We start from the raw sequence: 15,935 nt of genomic DNA on the forward strand, positions 1-15,935 counted from the left end.
CTAGTGGAGCCTTTTTTGTTGCTGAAATTTATTGATTGGTTAAGCGACAGACACTTCGCTTTTTCCAGTTAACATTCACATCAACTTAACAGCTGAACCATAGACTATTGATGAAAGAAAAACTGTTGTCAGAATTGATTGCGCCGGTGATCGAAGACATGGGCTTCGTGTTTTGGGGGCTGGAATACCTGCCACAAAAAAACAATGCCATTTTGCGCGTATACATTGATCATGCCGATGGCGTGACGGTGAATCATTGTGCCGATTGCAGTCATGAAATCTCTGGTTTACTGGAAGTTGAAGATCCCATCACCAATGCCTATGTACTTGAGGTATCTTCTCCGGGTATCGATCGGGTACTTTTCAGCGCTGAACAGTTCGCCAGCTATGTGGGAGAACGCGTACAGGTTAAACTCGCTCATCCGGTGGATGGTGCGCGCAATGTGAAAGGTGTGATCAAAGCGGTCAATGATGATTTGATCAGTGTGGCCAATGATGTGACCACCTATGATTTTTCAATGGGAAATGTAATGAAAGCTCGGTTGAAACCAACGAATGCTGGAGTGAAAAAATGAGTAGAGAGATTCTGTATGTGGCAGAGGCCCTGTCCAATGAAAAAGGGGTCAGTCGCGATGTGATTTTTGAGGCCATTGAATTGGCTCTGGCGTCAGCCACCAGAAAAAAACACATGAAAGACATGGATGTGCGGGTAGACATCGACCGCAACACCGGTACTTATGACAGTTACCGTCGCTGGACTGTGGTCACTGATGAAGAGTTTGAATCAGAAGAGCGCGAACTGCTGTTGGAAGAAGCGAAAAAAACCGATCCGGAAATTGAAATCGGTGACGTCATTGAAGAGCCCATGGAATCGGTTGAATTTGGCCGGATTGCCGCTCAAACAGCCAAGCAAGTGATTTTGCAAAAAGTCCGTGAAGCCGAGCGCGAGCAAGTGGTTGAAATGTTTGAGGACCGCATTGGTGAAGTGCTTTCAGGTGTGGTTAAACGGGTTGAGCGCGGCCATGTGTTCATTGATGTGGGCAGCGGTATTGAAGCCATTGTACCTCGTGAGCATGGCATACCAAGGGAAAAGGTCAAGCGTGGCGATCGCCTGAAAGGGTTGTTGATTGAGGTCAACCGTCTGAACCGGGGACCCATTTTGACATTATCCAGAAGAAGCCCTGCGTTCATGATTGAACTGTTCAAAGTCGAAGTGCCTGAAATTTCGCAAGGTTTCCTGGAAATCAAAGGCGCAGCCAGAGATCCCGGACACCGGGCCAAGATTGCGGTATTCTCTCATGACAAAAAACTGGACCCCATCGGAGCCTGTGTGGGTATGCGTGGATCACGGGTGATGTCTGTGGCCAATGAACTGGGCGGCGAGCGTATCGATATTGTTTTGTGGGATGAAAATCCTGCACAATTCATCATCAACGCCATGTCACCGGCTGAAATTGAATCGATTGTGGTGGATGAAGAGAAAGGTGCCATTGATGTGGCAGTGAATGAAGCCCAATTGTCCCAAGCCATCGGTCGGGGTGGTCAAAATGTCCGTCTGGCCAGTGAATTGACCCAATGGGAAATCAATGTACTGACCACCGAACAGGCTGAAGAAAAGAATGAAGCCGAAGCGATGGAATTCGTTCGTGAATACGAAGAAAAACTCGATGTTGATGAAGACATGGCCATCCTGCTGGTGCAGGAAGGCTTCTCATCAATCGAAGAAATCGCCTATGTAGACGAGTCAGAACTGCTGAGCATTGATGGTTTTGATGAAGAATTGGTTGAAGAACTGCGCGGCCGGGCCAGAGACGCTCTGCTGACACAGATGATTGCCAAAGAAGAAAAGCTGGAAGATAAAAAACCTGCCGAAGACATGTTGGGTTTAGAGCTGATGAATGATAAATTGGCCTATATTCTGGCAGACAAAGGCATCAGAACCAGGGATGATCTGGCTGATCTGGCGACTGACGAATTACTTGAACTGGTAGAGATGGAAGAACAGGATGCTTCTGATCTGATTATGGAAGCCCGTAAACACTGGTTCGAATAAATAACAACAGGAGACGTATATGTCTGATGTAACCGTAAAACAACTGGCTGATGTACTGGGCATCACTGCAGAGAAGCTGATGGAACAACTGTCCAGCGCAGGGATTCCGGCCAAATCTGAAGATGACACCATCAGCAATGAGTCGAAAGTCAAACTGCTTGAGTTTTTGCGCGGCTCACACGGTAAAGAGAAAAAAAGTTTATCGCCCCGTAAAAAAGTGGTGCTGAAACGTAAATCCAAGGAAGTGTTGCGGGTTACCAGCGGCTCTGGTGTGGCGAAGACCAAAAACATCAACATCGAAGTCAAAAAGAAAAAAGTGGTGACAGGCCCCAGTCAGTCAGAAATGGCAGAGATTGAGAAGGAACGCCTGGAAGCACAAAAAGCCCTGGATGATCGCAAAGCACAGTTGGCAGCAGAAGAACAGGCCAAAAAAGAAGCTGAAGATCGTCTGAAGAACCAGCAAATCGAAGAACAACAAAAAGCCGAAGAAGAAAAAGCCAAGGCAGATGCTGAGCGCGAAGCGCTGGAAAAAGAACAAAAAGAATTGCAGGAACAAGACGAGGCGCAACAGAAACTGGCAGAAGAACAAGCCAGACTGGAAAAACTCAAAGCCGAGACCGTCAGTAAAGAAGAAGAACGCAAGAAACGCCACGAAGACCTGGTGAATCAACAGGTTCAGAAAGCCATCAGTGAACGGGCCAACCGCAAGAAGAAAGAACAGGCTCAGCCTGCCGGCAGGGGTCGTGGAAAAACCGACAGGGATGCTGGAAAAACCCGTTATGGTCGAAAACAATTGCATGTTCAACCTGGGCAAAACCGTGGTGACAGGCGCCGTCACGTCAGCAGTGGCAGCAGTGAGCATGGCTTTCAAAAGCCGGCCGCCCCTGTGGTCAAAACGGTCGCCATTCCGGAAAACATCACCGTGTCTGATCTGGCCAAAGAATTGTCCATCAAAGCCGCTGACGTCATCAAAGTGCTGATGAACATGGGCATGATGGTGACCATCAATCAGCCACTGGATCAAGACACTGCTATTTTGGTTGTGGAAGAGTTGGGTCACAAAGCTGAAGAAGCCGTGGTACAGACCAAAGCGGATATCCTGAAAGAAGAATCTCAGAAAGAAGTCGATGAAGAAAACGCCGAGATCAGACCTCCGGTTGTGACTGTGATGGGCCATGTTGATCACGGTAAAACTTCATTACTGGATTACATCCGTGAAACCAAAGTCACTGACAAAGAAGCCGGTGGTATCACCCAGCACATTGGTGCTTATCATGTAGAAACTGAAAAAGGAGTGATCTCTTTCATTGATACACCAGGCCATGCGGCCTTTACCGCAATGCGGGCCCGGGGAGCCCAGGTGACCGATATCGTTATTCTGGTGGTGGCAGCCAATGACGGTGTTATGCCACAGACCAAAGAAGGCATTGAACATGCCAAGGCCGCCGGTGTGCCGATGATCGTGGCGGTGAATAAAGTTGACTTGCAGGAAGCCAATGTAGACAAGGTCAAACAAGATCTGGCTGCACATGAAGTGGTTCCTGAAGATTGGGGTGGTGATGTTCAGTTTATTGAGGTTTCTGCGCTGACCGGCCAGGGTATTGATAATCTGTTGGATGCCATTTCTCTGCAAGCTGAAGTGATGGAGCTCAAAGCCGTTAAGGATTCCAGTGCGTCAGGAATTGTTGTTGAGTCTTCTTTGGACAAAGGTCGTGGACCTGTGGCCACTGTATTGGTTAAAAACGGTACCCTGAAGAAAGGTGACATGATCTTATGTGGCGAACAGTTTGGCCGCATCCGCAGCCTGATCGATGAAAATGGGGCAGAAATTGAATCAGCAGGACCTTCAATTCCTGCGGTGGTCCTTGGTTTATCCGGGGTACCCATCGCTGGTGATGAATTCCTGGTGGTGAAGAATAAAAAGCACGCCCGTGAAGCCGCACAGGAACATCGTGAGCGTGAACGTGAAACCCGTCTGAAACGTCAACAGGCAGCAAAACTTGAAAACCTGATGTCACAAATGGGCAAGGAAGCCAAGCTGAACGTTAATCTGCTGGTCAAAGCCGATGTGCAGGGTTCCGTTGAGGCTTTGCGAGAGTCATTGGAAAGCATTTCCAATGATGAAGTGGATGTAAAAGTCATTTCCGCCGGTGTGGGTGGCATCACCAATGCCGATGCACAACTGGCCGCGGCATCCAGTGCCATCATCATCGGATTCAATGTAAGGGCCGATAAAGCAGCGCGTGAATTCATCAAGGAAAGCGATCTGGATCTGCATTACTTCAGCATCATTTATGAAGCAATTGACCAGGTGAAACAGTCAGTAACGGGTATATTGGGTACTGAAGTCAGAGAAGAGATCATCGGCATTGCTGATGTGAAAGATGTCTTCAGATCATCTAAGTTTGGTACCATCGCCGGTTGTTTGGTTTCAGAAGGTGTGGTTAAACGTGATAACCCGATCCGCGTATTGCGAGACAACGTTGTGATTTTTGAAGGTGAGCTGGAGTCACTCAGACGCCACAAAGATGACGTCAACGAAGTCCGTTCAGGTACTGAATGTGGTATTGGTGTGAAACAATACAAAGACGTACAGCCTGGTGATCAGATCGAATGTTTCGAGCGCATCGAAGTACAGAAAACACTGGATTAATTTAACACCATGGGACACAGAGATTTTAAAAGAAGTGATCGGGTAGCGGCTCATTTGAGGCGCTGCCTGGCGACAGCCATACATCAGAATTTACCTGATGAGGACACTTCTTTTATCGCCATATCAGATGTTGAAGTGACCCGCGATTTGTCGGTTGCCACGGTTTACATCAATACCCTGGATCCCAGTCAGGAAAAGTTGGCCCTGCAAACCTTGCGCCTCAATGAAAAGCCGTTGCGTAAGATCATGGCCAGTCAGTTGAACAGCCGCAAAGTTCCTGAGTTGCGTTTCAAATACGACTCATCACTGGAATACGGCCGCAAGCTGGAAGACCTGATTCAAAAAGCAAGGGCCACTGATCCAAATCTGCCTGACGAAGAAAGCTGACCTGCACGTCATGGCTCAGCGTCGTTCTGCCAAACGTGATTTCCGTGATGTGCACGGCATCGTGTTATTGGATAAGCCCAAAGGCATCAGCTCCAATGCCGCCTTACAGAAAGTACGTCACCTGTTCAAAGCCAACAAAGCCGGCCATACCGGTAATCTTGATCCCATGGCCACTGGTTTGTTACCTTGTTGTTTTGGAGATGCCACCAAGGTCGCTGCGCTATTGATCAATTCGGACAAAACATACCGGGCCAGGTGTGTTCTGGGGACACAGACTGACACCGGAGACGCCACCGGTGAAGTCATTGGTAGCTCAGCTTTGACAGCGGTCAGTGATCATGACGTTTTGCAAGCTGCGGCCAGTCTTACGGGTGAGATTAAACAGATTCCACCAATGTACTCAGCCTTGCATCACGAAGGACAACGTCTGTATGACCTGGCCCGAAAAGGCATCACCGTTGAGCGTCCGTCCCGCAAGGTAACGGTGTACGATTTTAAGTTGTTGTGCAATCGTTCCGAATTCATCGATTTTGAAATCAAGGTCTCTAAGGGCACCTACATCCGCACCCTGTTGGAAGACCTGGCAGTTAAACTGGGTACCGTGGCGCACATGTCAGCATTGCACCGCATTCAAACTGGTATTTTCTCGGCTGACGGCATGCACACCCTGGAAGAACTGGCAGCCATGGATGACCCCATGAGTCAGTTATTGCCTATGGAGCAGGCACTGGTCGAGTATCCACGGGTTGATTTGACTGCCGAACAAACTCAGGATCTGATCCATGGCAAACGGGTTAAATCCGGGTTGGCTGATCAAACCTGCGTGATGTTTGAACACCATGGGTTGTTTTTTGGATTGGGTGTCATTTCTGATGGTCAATTGCGGGTCAAAAACATCTATATGAAATCATACCAGCAACAACTTAAATCAATGTGCTAAATGCCGATAATGCTTGTTATTGATCCCCAAAATCAGTAGAATACGCCCCTCATCTGAGCTGTGCGACACGTCTGACGGCAGTTCGGTTATTTTAACGGGTGACAGCCAACATGGCAGCCCCTTCAACGAGCGTAAACATGATTACAGTTGAACAAAGACAAGACATCATCAAAGAGTATCAGACTGGTGACAAAGACACCGGATCTCCTGAAGTGCAGGTGGCATTGCTGACTGCCAGGATTAACAACCTGACTGAGCACTTCAAATCTCATAAGAAAGACAAGCATTCAAGACGTGGTCTGATCAAACTGATTAACCAGCGTCGCAAATTATTGGCGTATACCAAACGCAAAGATGTGGATCGTTATCAGAACCTCATCAAGCGCTTAGGTCTGCGACGATAAGTCAATCAAAACCCGCGAAAGCGGGTTTTTTTATTGGCTCAATTCAGGGCTTGTTCAAGGGAGCAGGTCTGTAGGAAAGTAAGAAAATAACAGGTTGAAACATCTATTCAGCCAGGAAAAGAAAGTGAATAAACAAATCAAACAATTTAAGTACGGTCAACACACCGTCACCCTGGAAACAGGTCAAATCGCCCGTCAAGCCTCTGGTGCAGTCAAAGTCACCATGGATGACACCGTTCTGCTGGTTACAGTGGTGGGTAAAAAAGAAGCCAAACCAGATCAAAGCTTTTTCCCGTTAACGGTTAATTATCAGGAAAAATTTTACGCTGCAGGTGCCATTCCTGGCGGTTTCTTCAAGCGTGAAGGCAGACCGACTGAAAAAGAAACACTGATCTGTCGATTGATTGACAGGCCAATCAGGCCTTTGTTTCCGAATGGGTTTAAGAACGAAGTTCAGGTGATTGCCACCGTGATGTCGTTCAGCAAAGAGATTGATGCAGACATTCCGGCTTTGATCGGTACTTCAGCGGCACTGGCCATCTCAGGCCTGCCATTCAACGGCCCGATAGGCGCAGCCAGAATTGGATACACCGATGGTGAATACATCCTTAATCCTTCACTGGAACAACTGGAAACCTCAAAACTGGACCTGGTTGTGGCTGGTACTGATAAAGCGGTATTGATGGTTGAGTCAGAAGCTGACCTGCTCAGCGAAGCTGAAATGCTGGGAGCGGTTAACTTTGGTCATGATCAAATGCAAGTGGCCATTGAAGCGATCAAAGAATTTGCTGCCGAACACGGCAAACCAAGATGGGAATGGGAAGCCCCGGAAACCAATGAAACACTGATGGCTGAAATCAATGATAAATTTGGTTCACAAATCGAAGCAGCTTTCGCTAATCAGGAAAAAGAAATGCGTTATGACGCATTGGCCGAAATGCGCTCCGCTGTATTGGAACACTTCTGCCCTGAAGATGCTGAAGACGGACATGATCCGAAAGAAGTATCAGCACTGGTTGGTAAATTGGAAAAACAACATGTGCGTAACAAGATCATTTCAGGCGCTCCACGGATTGATGGTCGAGATCCGACTCAGGTTCGTCCGATCTCTGTGGAAGTGGGTATTTTACCCCGCGCTCATGGCTCTGCCTTGTTCACCCGTGGTGAAACCCAGGCCATCGTGGCCACCACTTTGGGTACCGGTCGTGATGCCCAGTTGATCGATGGCATCGAAGGTGAAACCAAAGATGACTTCATGCTGCATTACAATTTTCCTCCATTCTGTGTGGGTGAAGCGGGCTTCATGAGTGGTCCAAAGCGTCGTGAGATTGGTCATGGTCGTTTGGCCAAACGTGGTTTGATGGCAGTGGTTCCCAGTGAAGAAGATTTCCCTTATGTCAAACGTGTGGTTTCTGAAATCACTGAATCCAATGGTTCGAGTTCGATGGCCTCGGTCTGTGGTTCTTCGCTATCCATGATGGATGCGGGTATTCCGCTGAAAGCACCGGTGGCTGGAATTGCCATGGGCCTGATCAAAGAAGACGAAGGTTTTGCTGTGTTGTCTGACATTCTGGGTGATGAGGATCATCTGGGTGACATGGACTTCAAAGTGGCTGGAACCCAGGATGGTATCACTGCTTTGCAAATGGACATCAAAATCGAAGGCATTACCCGTGAAATCATGGAAATCGCTTTGAACCAGGCCACCGAAGGCAGAAACTTCATCCTTGGTGAAATGAACAAAGTCATTTCCGAGCCACGCAAAGAAATGTCGGCCTATGCGCCACGTTTGGAAACCATCAAGATTAATCCTGAGAAAATCCGTGACATCATTGGTAAAGGCGGTGCCACCATCCGTGCATTGACTGAAGAGACCAACACCACCATCGACATCACCGATGATGGTACAGTGACCATCGCTTCAATCAATCAGGAAGACGGTGATTTGGCCAGAAAACGCATCGAAGATTTAACTGCAGAAGTTGAAGTGGGTGCGATTTATGAAGGTAAAGTGGTTAAGATCATGGACTTCGGTGCCTTTGTTAACCTGCTGCCCGGACAGGATGGCATGGTTCACATCTCAGAGATTTGTCATGAGCGTGTGGCCAAAGTCACCGACAAGATCAAAGAAGGTGAGGTTGTTAAAGTGAAAGTGCTGGAAGTCGACAAACAAGGCCGTGTGCGTTTGTCAATGAAAGCCCTTGAGCCCAAGCCTGAATAAACATCAGACTTAAAGCAAGCAAAGAAAGCCCGCATTCAGCGGGCTTTTTTTTACTTTTAAAATACACCTGAAAAAAACATGAAATGAATGAGGTTGGCAGGATGAATTATGAATACCCTGTTAATTCATTATGAATTATCATCCCTGAAGAACTGACAGAGGAGCGATTCAAATATACTTTTTGCTTTTAATTGATCTTGTTGTGTGCGCTCAATCAATGAGTAAGCAACAGGGCAGGAAGTGTGATTTAAATGAGATTATCATCAACTACTTTGTTTGTTATGGCATTGTTTTGTTCATTGAACGCCAGGGCATTTAGTTTGCCAAACGGTGTCACAGCCCAGGATTGGCTCCACATAAAACAACAAATTGCAGCCAGTCGCTACCATCCACGGCCAACAGATGAAGGTTTTGTGGCAATGAATGCTGCACAGGGTTGGCAGGTTAACTATGCCCGGGATGGTAAGACCATCTTGCAGAATGCTGAGGTTGAGATTGGCATGAAATTAGCGTCTGTTGGACCCTTGCTAATAAAGCGAGAGCCAACACTCATGGCGGATGGTGATACCCTGACTTATCAGCACAGCAACGGCACAGAAGAATGGTGGGTTAATTCACCAGACAAAACGGAACAGTGGTTTCGCATCAACAACCGGTTGTCAACTGAGGGGGAGTTGCAGCTGACCATCGGGCTTGAGACCAACGCTGAAGTGAGTCAGTCAGGTAATCAGTTGGTTTTTACCACCCAGACCAATAAGCGCATCAGCTACGACCGGCTAAAAGTCTGGGACAGCCAAGGCCTGGTGCTGCCCAGCCACATGCAACTGGCGGCTGACCAGGCCAGCATCACCCTGGTGGTTGACGACCGCCAGGCCAGTTATCCAATCACCATTGATCCCAGCTTCAGTCAGGAACATTACCTCAAACCTGTGGTTGTAGATGCGTTAGATGAGTTTGGCTTTTCCATGGATGTAGATGGTTTAACTATGGTAGTGGGCACACCATTTGAAGACAGTGCGGCCACCATCATCAATGGTGATAGCAGTGATAACAGAGCGGGTGCCGCCGGTGCGGCGTATGTGTTTACTTATGATTTTAATGGCTGGCAGCAACAGGCCTACCTGAAAGCCAGTAATGCAGAATCCGGGGATAAATTTGGTGAATCAGTGGCCATCTCCGGCAGCTACATTGTGGTTGGGGCAGCCAATGAGGATGGTGATGCCAACAGTACCATGGATAACCCGAATAATTCGAGACTCAGTGCCGGGGCTGCCTATGTGTTTAAACAGGACGGAACGAACTGGACTCAGCAGGCATATCTGAAAGCCCATGAAACAGGTGGTGATGAATTTGCCGAGACGGTCGATATTGATGGCAGCACCATTGTGGTGGGTTCTAAATGGGAAGATGGTGACCGAAACAGCACCGTGGATGACACCAACAACAATGCCGCCAACGCCGGGGCCGTCTATGTGTATACCCGGTTGGGATCTGAGTGGAGCCAGCAAGCCTACCTGAAGACCAGTCAAGCCGAAGTAAGTGATCAACTGGGAATTTCTGTGGCTATTTCAGGAGACACCATCGTGGCCGGTGCCTTTGGAGAAGACGGTGATGCTAACAGCACCATCAACACGCCCAACAATGCAGCCAGTGAGGCTGGTGCGGCTTATGTATTCGTTCGTGATGATGGTCAGTGGAGTCAGCAAGCCTATCTCAAAGCCCACAATGCCCAGGCCAATGATGAGTTTGGGAAAGTGGTGGCCATCGATGGTGATACATTGGTGGTGGGAACGGTGCTTGAAGATGGTGATGCCAATAGCACCATGGCCTCATCCAATAACGGGGCCACAGATGCCGGCGCAGCCTACGTGTATGTTCGGGAAGATGCTGTGTGGAGTCAACAAGGTTATCTGAAAGCCGGCAATGCGGAGGCAGATGATGAGTTTGCAGATTCACTGGCCATATCAGGTAACACCATTGTGGTCGGAGCGCCCAGTGAGGATGGCGATGGCAACAGCACGATGGATTCACCTAATAATGACTTGTCCAACGCAGGAGCTGCCTATGTTTTTGTCAGGGTGGATGATGTCTGGGGGCAAAAAAATTACCTGAAAGCAGATAATGCAGGCTTGTCTGATCGTTTTGGCAACGCCGTCGCCCTTCGCGGGGAACACATTTATGTGGCAGCCAAAGGTGAAGATGGTGATGCCACAAGCACGATGACCACCCCCAATGACAATGCTTCAGCAGCTGGGGTGGTGTACGATTTCGCCGGAAGGTATTTTGTGGGTGGCCAAGCGTTTGGATTACCGCTGGGACAAGCCATGCAATTGTCTCTCAATGGCAATGAAATTTTATCTGTGGACCACAATGGCCGTTATGAGTTTTTGACTGATCTGCAGGACTTTAGGGATTACAGTGTCAGTGTGGTAAGTACCCCAACTGGCTATACATGCAGCATCGTCGGCGCTTCAGGCACCGTGGGTTATGAGGATGTAACCAACGTCAATGTGTATTGTTCTATCAGCACATTCAATGTGACTGGCACCGTCAGTGGCTTGACGGGAAATGACCTGATTCTGCGCAACAACGGGGTTTATGATGTGATCATCAACAACAACGGACCCTTTGATTTCGGTCCGGATTTTGCCAATGGCACGCCCTATGATGTGGTGGTGCTGACTCAACCGGACAACGGACAGATTTGTTCAGTGGCCAATGGCAGCGGCACCATCAATGGCAGTGACGCTCAGGTCGATGTTGATTGTGTCGGTTTGGATCACACGGTTGGAGGCAGTGTCAGTGGCCTGGATGGAACGCTGGTCTTACAAAACAATGGGCTCGATGATCTGACCCTGACAGGCAATGGGGGATTTACCTTTGACACGCCCATTGCTGCCGGTGAAGCTTATCTGGTCAGTATATTGACTCAGCCAGCACATCAGACCTGTGTAGTCAACAATGAAAGTGGCACGGTGGCCGATGCGGATGTCACGGATGTATTGGTGAGCTGTACCAACAACAGCTATGACATTGGGGGAAGTGTCAGTGGTTTGGCAGCCAGTGGTCTGGTGTTGCAAAACAATGGAGCCGATGACCTGTCCATCACTGCAAATGGAGGGTTTAGTTTCGACACACCACTCACCTTTGGTAACTCTTATCTGGTCAGTGTTCTGTCTCAGCCAGCACAACAGACCTGTGCGGTCAGCAATGAAAGTGGCACCGTAGCTGATACGGATGTCACGGATGTGCAGGTGAGCTGTACAGACAACAGTTATTTCATTGGCGGCAACGTCAGTGGTCTGGCAACGACCGGGCTGACGTTGCAAAATAATGCTACTGATGACCTGAACATCACCGACAATGGTGGCTTTGTGTTTTCACTACCCCTGGTCGATGGCAGTCCTTATCAGGTGACCGTATCAGCCTTGCCCAACGAACACAGCTGCCAGGTGAACCAGGGTTCAGGGGTGATTGATGGTGATGATGTGGTTGATGTGGATGTCCAATGCATGATCAATACCTATCAGATTGGCGTGTTGGTTTCAGGTTTAACCGGACCGGGGCTGATGATACAGAACAATGGCAGTGATGATCTGATCATTAATCAAAATGGGTCCACACCATTTGCCACTCGCTGGATCAGTGGCAGCCACTATGATGTGCAAGTGGCCAATCAACCTGACGATCCGGCCAATACCTGTGAAACCATTGGCCTCAGTGAGGGAGTGATTTCAGGTGATCATGTGTTGGTCGAGGTGTTGTGCGGTAATGACCTGATTTATCAAAATGACTTTGATTGAGTTGCTAAAAACCCGCCTCCTGGCGGGTTTGTTTTGCTTGGCTGGTCATACGAAAGAGGTTATTCACTGCCGGTAGTGGCATTCGTCAGGGTTGCAGATAATGGCCAGAGTGCCGACTGGTGTCAGGCAGTTGTTCAGAGTTTGCGACCCAGGCGTTTCTCAATTTGTTTCTTTTCCCAGTCACTGTCAAAGTGACCCAGCCAATCAAAAGTGGACAAGGCGTGCAGCGCCAGACCCAGCCCCCAGCCTAACAGGGCCCATAAAAACCACAGGTACCCCGGACTGGTGATCAGGTTGACCAGCATGATGAAAATATTAATCACCACAAAAGTCATGGCATGCAAGTAGAAGCTTTTTAGGCCCTGAACATACTCCATGGCCTCGGTTTCTTCACGGGTGATTAAAGGGGCCTGCTCATCTGTGGCAGGTCTGTGGTTGTCTTGTTTCATGGCTATCTCCGGTTGTAAATCATCAACATGCACTTCGAACACCGCCGCGATCGATTTAAACGACTCAAGACTCGCTGGCTTGCCTTTTTCAATGCGTTGAATGGTGCGGATGCTCAATCCACTGTATTCAGCCAATTGTTCCTGAGACCAGTTCTGTTGCAATCTGAGTTTTTTGACGATCATGATGATATTCGTTGTTTCACTGGATATCCATTGTCCTTATTATGCCGCAAATTGTTAGGACTGTCATGCGACTTGCGGGTGACAAGGCACCTGACAGCGGGCCCTGTATGCGCTCAATGAAACCCAACACAGAGCCGGGACAGCTCTGTATTGGATAAAGGTTGAAGGGGATTTATTTGGCCAAGTCCCAACCCAGTTTGTTGGCCAGTTTAGTGGCTTTCTTTTGCGCCCGTTTGGCTTTTTTTGGATTCCCCAGGTGCTCATGTAAAAGGGCTTCTGCCTGGTAATAGCTGACAGAACGATCGCGGGATTTTTGATAAGATTCAAGCAGGTCATTGATGTGGGATGTGTCCTCCTTTGTGAGTTGACCGGCCTGTAGCAAATGTTGTGCATAGGCCAACTGAGAATCCGGGTCACCGGCCTCTGCAGCCAACTTTAGCCAATATTCGGGCGGATGGTCTGAAGTGTTGATCAATTGATCTGTGATCAGGTATTCATAAGCTTGTCTGGCAGCTCTGGCATGTCCACGTTGGGCGGCTTCCACCATCCAGTTGATGCCACGCTGTTTATCTTGCTGGCAGCCTTTGCCGTAATAAATGTTGTATCCCAACTGAAACTGGGCATCGCTGTGACCGTTTTGTGCGGCTTTAAGCAGCCAGTTATTTACTGATGCTTCAGGCATGTCAACATAATCTTTGATCAGTGAACGTGAACTGGCAGCCAGGGCATAATAATACTGAGCAGCTGGGTGGCCGGCTTCGGCTTTTTGCTTGAGTTCATGTAATCTTTGCTGATATGTGCGGACCATTTCCTGCGGTTCATTGAGCACATATTGAACCATCTGAACTGCCGGTATGGGTTTGATGGTAGCCTGATCATCAAAGCTGATGCTGAACCTGAATTTACTGATGGCTTCGATGGTGACTTCATCAAAAACTTCGTTGGGTACAGATTCGAGTATATAAGGATCGCGCACTGAGCCATCAGGGAATATTTTAAACGCCACCCGCACCCAACCCTGGGTGCCATTGAGGTATTCACGTTTTGGATACCGGGGTGCTGCTCGTTCGGTCATGGTGATGTTGAATCCCTGGTTGTTTTCTTGCCGCTGATCAGGGTTGTGTTTAATGGGTGCCAGCTGAGACAGAATGGCGTCATCACCCCAGGATTCATTTAACTTTTTAGCCAGCTGAGAGGCCTGAAGGAGTTGTTCACTGGTCAGATTCTGCTGAATGATTTGGCGCAAATTCTGCAGATTATCTGAGGTTTCTTCCCCGATCAATTGACTCCATGCATAGGCCAGCTGAACATCCTGTTGCACACCTTCTCCATTAAAGTACATGTGGGCCAGGTGATAACGTGCCTGGTTACTGCCCAATGCAGCCAAAGACTTGAATGCATCAAAGGCCTGTTGATGGTGTCCTTGTTCATGTTGCTTGATTGCGGTGAGGATGTCTGCCTGAGTGGTTTTGGACCAGCCTGGTGTGACAGTCAGCAGCAGGAACAACAGAACAATTTGAAGATGATTTGACATATGAAATACTCCCTGTATTAAGAATTAAGACACCAAAAAAGTGTTTTTCCAACAACAAATCATAGCAAAAATTTGTCTTTTTAACAATGATCTGAATTTGACACGCTCAGGTTATAATGAGCATTTTTACCAGCATAAGTTCCTGAGGAAACCCATGAATCAAACCAATTACGTCGTTTTTACTCCGCTCAGAATTGCCCTGCTCATTGCGATTATCTTGTCCAACGCTGTGGCATTGGCCAGCTTTGTTTTTGACGGACAGCCATGGGCTCAAGCATTGCGGGTATTCGGCGTGGTGTTCATCATGTTGTTAGTGTTTGTGATTCTGCTGGAAATGGTGTGGTTGCATCACCGCGCCAAATACGTCAAAGATGACCCGGTTTATAAAAAATATCAGTTGGCCAAGTGGCTCTATGGCTTTTTGTTTGTGTTGGGCCTGGCCACGGGATTAGTTGTGTTATTATTGGATTGAACAGTCAACAAAACCCAGAAGGAGCACCGCAATGAGAACAACAGGCATCATCCTGATCATCCTTACCCTGGCGTCCTGCGCCACCAGCCCCACCGGTCGTAAACAACTGATTCTCGTTGGTGATCAACAAATGAATCAAATGGGTGTGACTTCTTTTCAGGAACTGAAAAAGGCGCAAAAGGTTGCCGGAGACCGCAGACAACAAAGTTATGTCGGTTGTGTGTCATTCGCCATCATCAATGCCCTGCCTGATCAGGGGCAGGACAATAACTGGGAAGTGGTGGTTTTTGAAGATGACAGTGCCAATGCTTTTGCTTTGCCTGGTGGTAAAATCGGAGTGCACACCGGTTTATTGGATGTGGCCACCACGCCGTCTCAGCTGGCCACAGTGCTTGGTCATGAAGTGGCCCATGTGCTCTCGCGCCATGGTGCCGAACGGGTATCCATTCAAATGGCAGCTCAAACCGGTTTGCAAGTCGCTGACATGTTGAGCAACCAGCACGTTGAAGGCTCACGTGAGCGGCAGATTGCCATGGCGGTGCTGGGCCTGGGAACCCAGGTTGGGGTGTTGCTGCCATTCTCCAGGACCCATGAAAAAGAAGCTGACCAGTTAGGTCTTAACCTGATGGCTGCTGCAGGGTTTGATCCTACCGAAAGTGTGCAGTTGTGGCGCAATATGGACGCAGCTTCCGGCGGTCAACGGCCACCTGAGTTTTTATCCACTCACCCTGAGCCGGAAAACCGCATCATCAAACTGAATGAGATCATGCAACAAGCCATTGGTATTCAACAACAGGCCCTGGCCAACGGAGTGAATCCCCGTTGTCGCCGATGAA

The 15,935-nt window shown here is 48.5% G+C and carries 12 protein-coding genes; 10 read left to right on the forward strand and 2 right to left on the reverse strand.

The window, feature by feature from the left end; genetic code table 11:
• Nucleotides 1-110 precede the first annotated feature (110 nt).
• From rimP to B0475_RS05605, 8 genes are all read left to right on the forward strand, one after another.
• Nucleotides 111-575, forward strand: a complete 465-nt coding sequence (gene rimP / locus B0475_RS05570) for a ribosome maturation factor RimP (RefSeq protein WP_077410776.1) — start codon at nucleotides 111-113, stop codon at nucleotides 573-575.
• On the forward strand, nucleotides 572-2,053 hold the full coding sequence (nusA, locus tag B0475_RS05575; RefSeq protein WP_077410777.1) for a transcription termination factor NusA: 1,482 nt from the start codon (nucleotides 572-574) through the stop codon (nucleotides 2,051-2,053). The genes rimP and nusA overlap by 4 nt, the downstream gene beginning before the upstream one ends.
• A gap of 19 nt (nucleotides 2,054-2,072) precedes the next feature.
• Complete coding sequence (infB, locus tag B0475_RS05580) at nucleotides 2,073-4,706, forward strand: translation initiation factor IF-2 (RefSeq protein ID WP_077410778.1); 2,634 nt, start codon at nucleotides 2,073-2,075, stop codon at nucleotides 4,704-4,706.
• Nucleotides 4,707-4,715: 9 nt separating this feature from the next.
• Entirely contained in the window at nucleotides 4,716-5,093 is a 378-nt protein-coding gene (gene rbfA / locus B0475_RS05585) for a 30S ribosome-binding factor RbfA (protein ID WP_077410779.1), read from the forward strand.
• 10 nt (nucleotides 5,094-5,103) lie between these two features.
• Nucleotides 5,104-6,033 carry a tRNA pseudouridine(55) synthase TruB gene (gene truB / locus B0475_RS05590; RefSeq protein ID WP_077410780.1) on the forward strand — a complete coding sequence of 310 codons (930 nt, stop codon included), beginning with the start codon at nucleotides 5,104-5,106 and terminating at the stop codon, nucleotides 6,031-6,033.
• A gap of 137 nt (nucleotides 6,034-6,170) precedes the next feature.
• On the forward strand, nucleotides 6,171-6,437 hold the full coding sequence (rpsO, locus tag B0475_RS05595; RefSeq protein WP_077410781.1) for a 30S ribosomal protein S15: 267 nt from the start codon (nucleotides 6,171-6,173) through the stop codon (nucleotides 6,435-6,437).
• Between the two features lie 124 nt (nucleotides 6,438-6,561).
• Entirely contained in the window at nucleotides 6,562-8,658 is a 2,097-nt protein-coding gene (gene pnp / locus B0475_RS05600; protein ID WP_077410782.1) for a polyribonucleotide nucleotidyltransferase, read from the forward strand.
• A 251-nt stretch (nucleotides 8,659-8,909) separates the two neighbouring features.
• Nucleotides 8,910-12,461, forward strand: coding sequence for a hypothetical protein (locus B0475_RS05605; RefSeq protein ID WP_077410783.1), 3,552 nt, complete (start codon nucleotides 8,910-8,912; stop codon nucleotides 12,459-12,461).
• 134 nt (nucleotides 12,462-12,595) lie between these two features.
• Here the strand turns inward: B0475_RS05605 and B0475_RS05610 are convergent, their stop codons facing one another.
• Both B0475_RS05610 and B0475_RS05615 read right to left on the reverse strand, forming a co-directional pair.
• Nucleotides 12,596-13,093 (reverse strand): 2TM domain-containing protein, encoded by a 498-nt coding sequence (locus B0475_RS05610; protein ID WP_077410784.1) that lies wholly within the window; start codon nucleotides 13,091-13,093, stop codon nucleotides 12,596-12,598.
• 172 nt (nucleotides 13,094-13,265) lie between these two features.
• Entirely contained in the window at nucleotides 13,266-14,627 is a 1,362-nt protein-coding gene (locus B0475_RS05615) for a TonB family protein (RefSeq protein ID WP_077410785.1), read from the reverse strand.
• Nucleotides 14,628-14,781: 154 nt separating this feature from the next.
• Here B0475_RS05615 and B0475_RS05620 point away from each other — a divergent pair, with 154 nt between their 5' ends.
• Nucleotides 14,782-15,099, forward strand: coding sequence for a hypothetical protein (locus B0475_RS05620; protein WP_157892730.1), 318 nt, complete (start codon nucleotides 14,782-14,784; stop codon nucleotides 15,097-15,099).
• A gap of 31 nt (nucleotides 15,100-15,130) precedes the next feature.
• Nucleotides 15,131-15,934 carry a M48 family metallopeptidase gene (locus B0475_RS05625; protein ID WP_077410787.1) on the forward strand — a complete coding sequence of 268 codons (804 nt, stop codon included), beginning with the start codon at nucleotides 15,131-15,133 and terminating at the stop codon, nucleotides 15,932-15,934.
• Nucleotide 15,935: the final 1 nt, after the last annotated feature.

It is taken from the genome of Marinicella sediminis, from assembly GCF_002000055.1.
Classification (GTDB): Bacteria; Pseudomonadota; Gammaproteobacteria; order Xanthomonadales; family Marinicellaceae; genus Marinicella; species Marinicella sediminis.

Coding starts and splice junctions, on each gene's coding strand:
- nusA (WP_077410777.1), top strand. CDS start 572: ATGAGTAGAGAGATTCTGTATGTGGCAGAGGCCCTGTCCAATGAAAAA.
- B0475_RS05615 (WP_077410785.1), bottom strand. CDS start 14,627: ATGTCAAATCATCTTCAAATTGTTCTGTTGTTCCTGCTGCTGACTGTC.
- rimP (WP_077410776.1), top strand. CDS start 111: ATGAAAGAAAAACTGTTGTCAGAATTGATTGCGCCGGTGATCGAAGAC.
- truB (WP_077410780.1), top strand. CDS start 5,104: ATGGCTCAGCGTCGTTCTGCCAAACGTGATTTCCGTGATGTGCACGGC.
- B0475_RS05620 (WP_157892730.1), top strand. CDS start 14,782: ATGAATCAAACCAATTACGTCGTTTTTACTCCGCTCAGAATTGCCCTG.
- infB (WP_077410778.1), top strand. CDS start 2,073: ATGTCTGATGTAACCGTAAAACAACTGGCTGATGTACTGGGCATCACT.
- rpsO (WP_077410781.1), top strand. CDS start 6,171: ATGATTACAGTTGAACAAAGACAAGACATCATCAAAGAGTATCAGACT.
- B0475_RS05605 (WP_077410783.1), top strand. CDS start 8,910: ATGAGATTATCATCAACTACTTTGTTTGTTATGGCATTGTTTTGTTCA.
- B0475_RS05625 (WP_077410787.1), top strand. CDS start 15,131: ATGAGAACAACAGGCATCATCCTGATCATCCTTACCCTGGCGTCCTGC.
- rbfA (WP_077410779.1), top strand. CDS start 4,716: ATGGGACACAGAGATTTTAAAAGAAGTGATCGGGTAGCGGCTCATTTG.
- B0475_RS05610 (WP_077410784.1), bottom strand. CDS start 13,093: ATGATCGTCAAAAAACTCAGATTGCAACAGAACTGGTCTCAGGAACAA.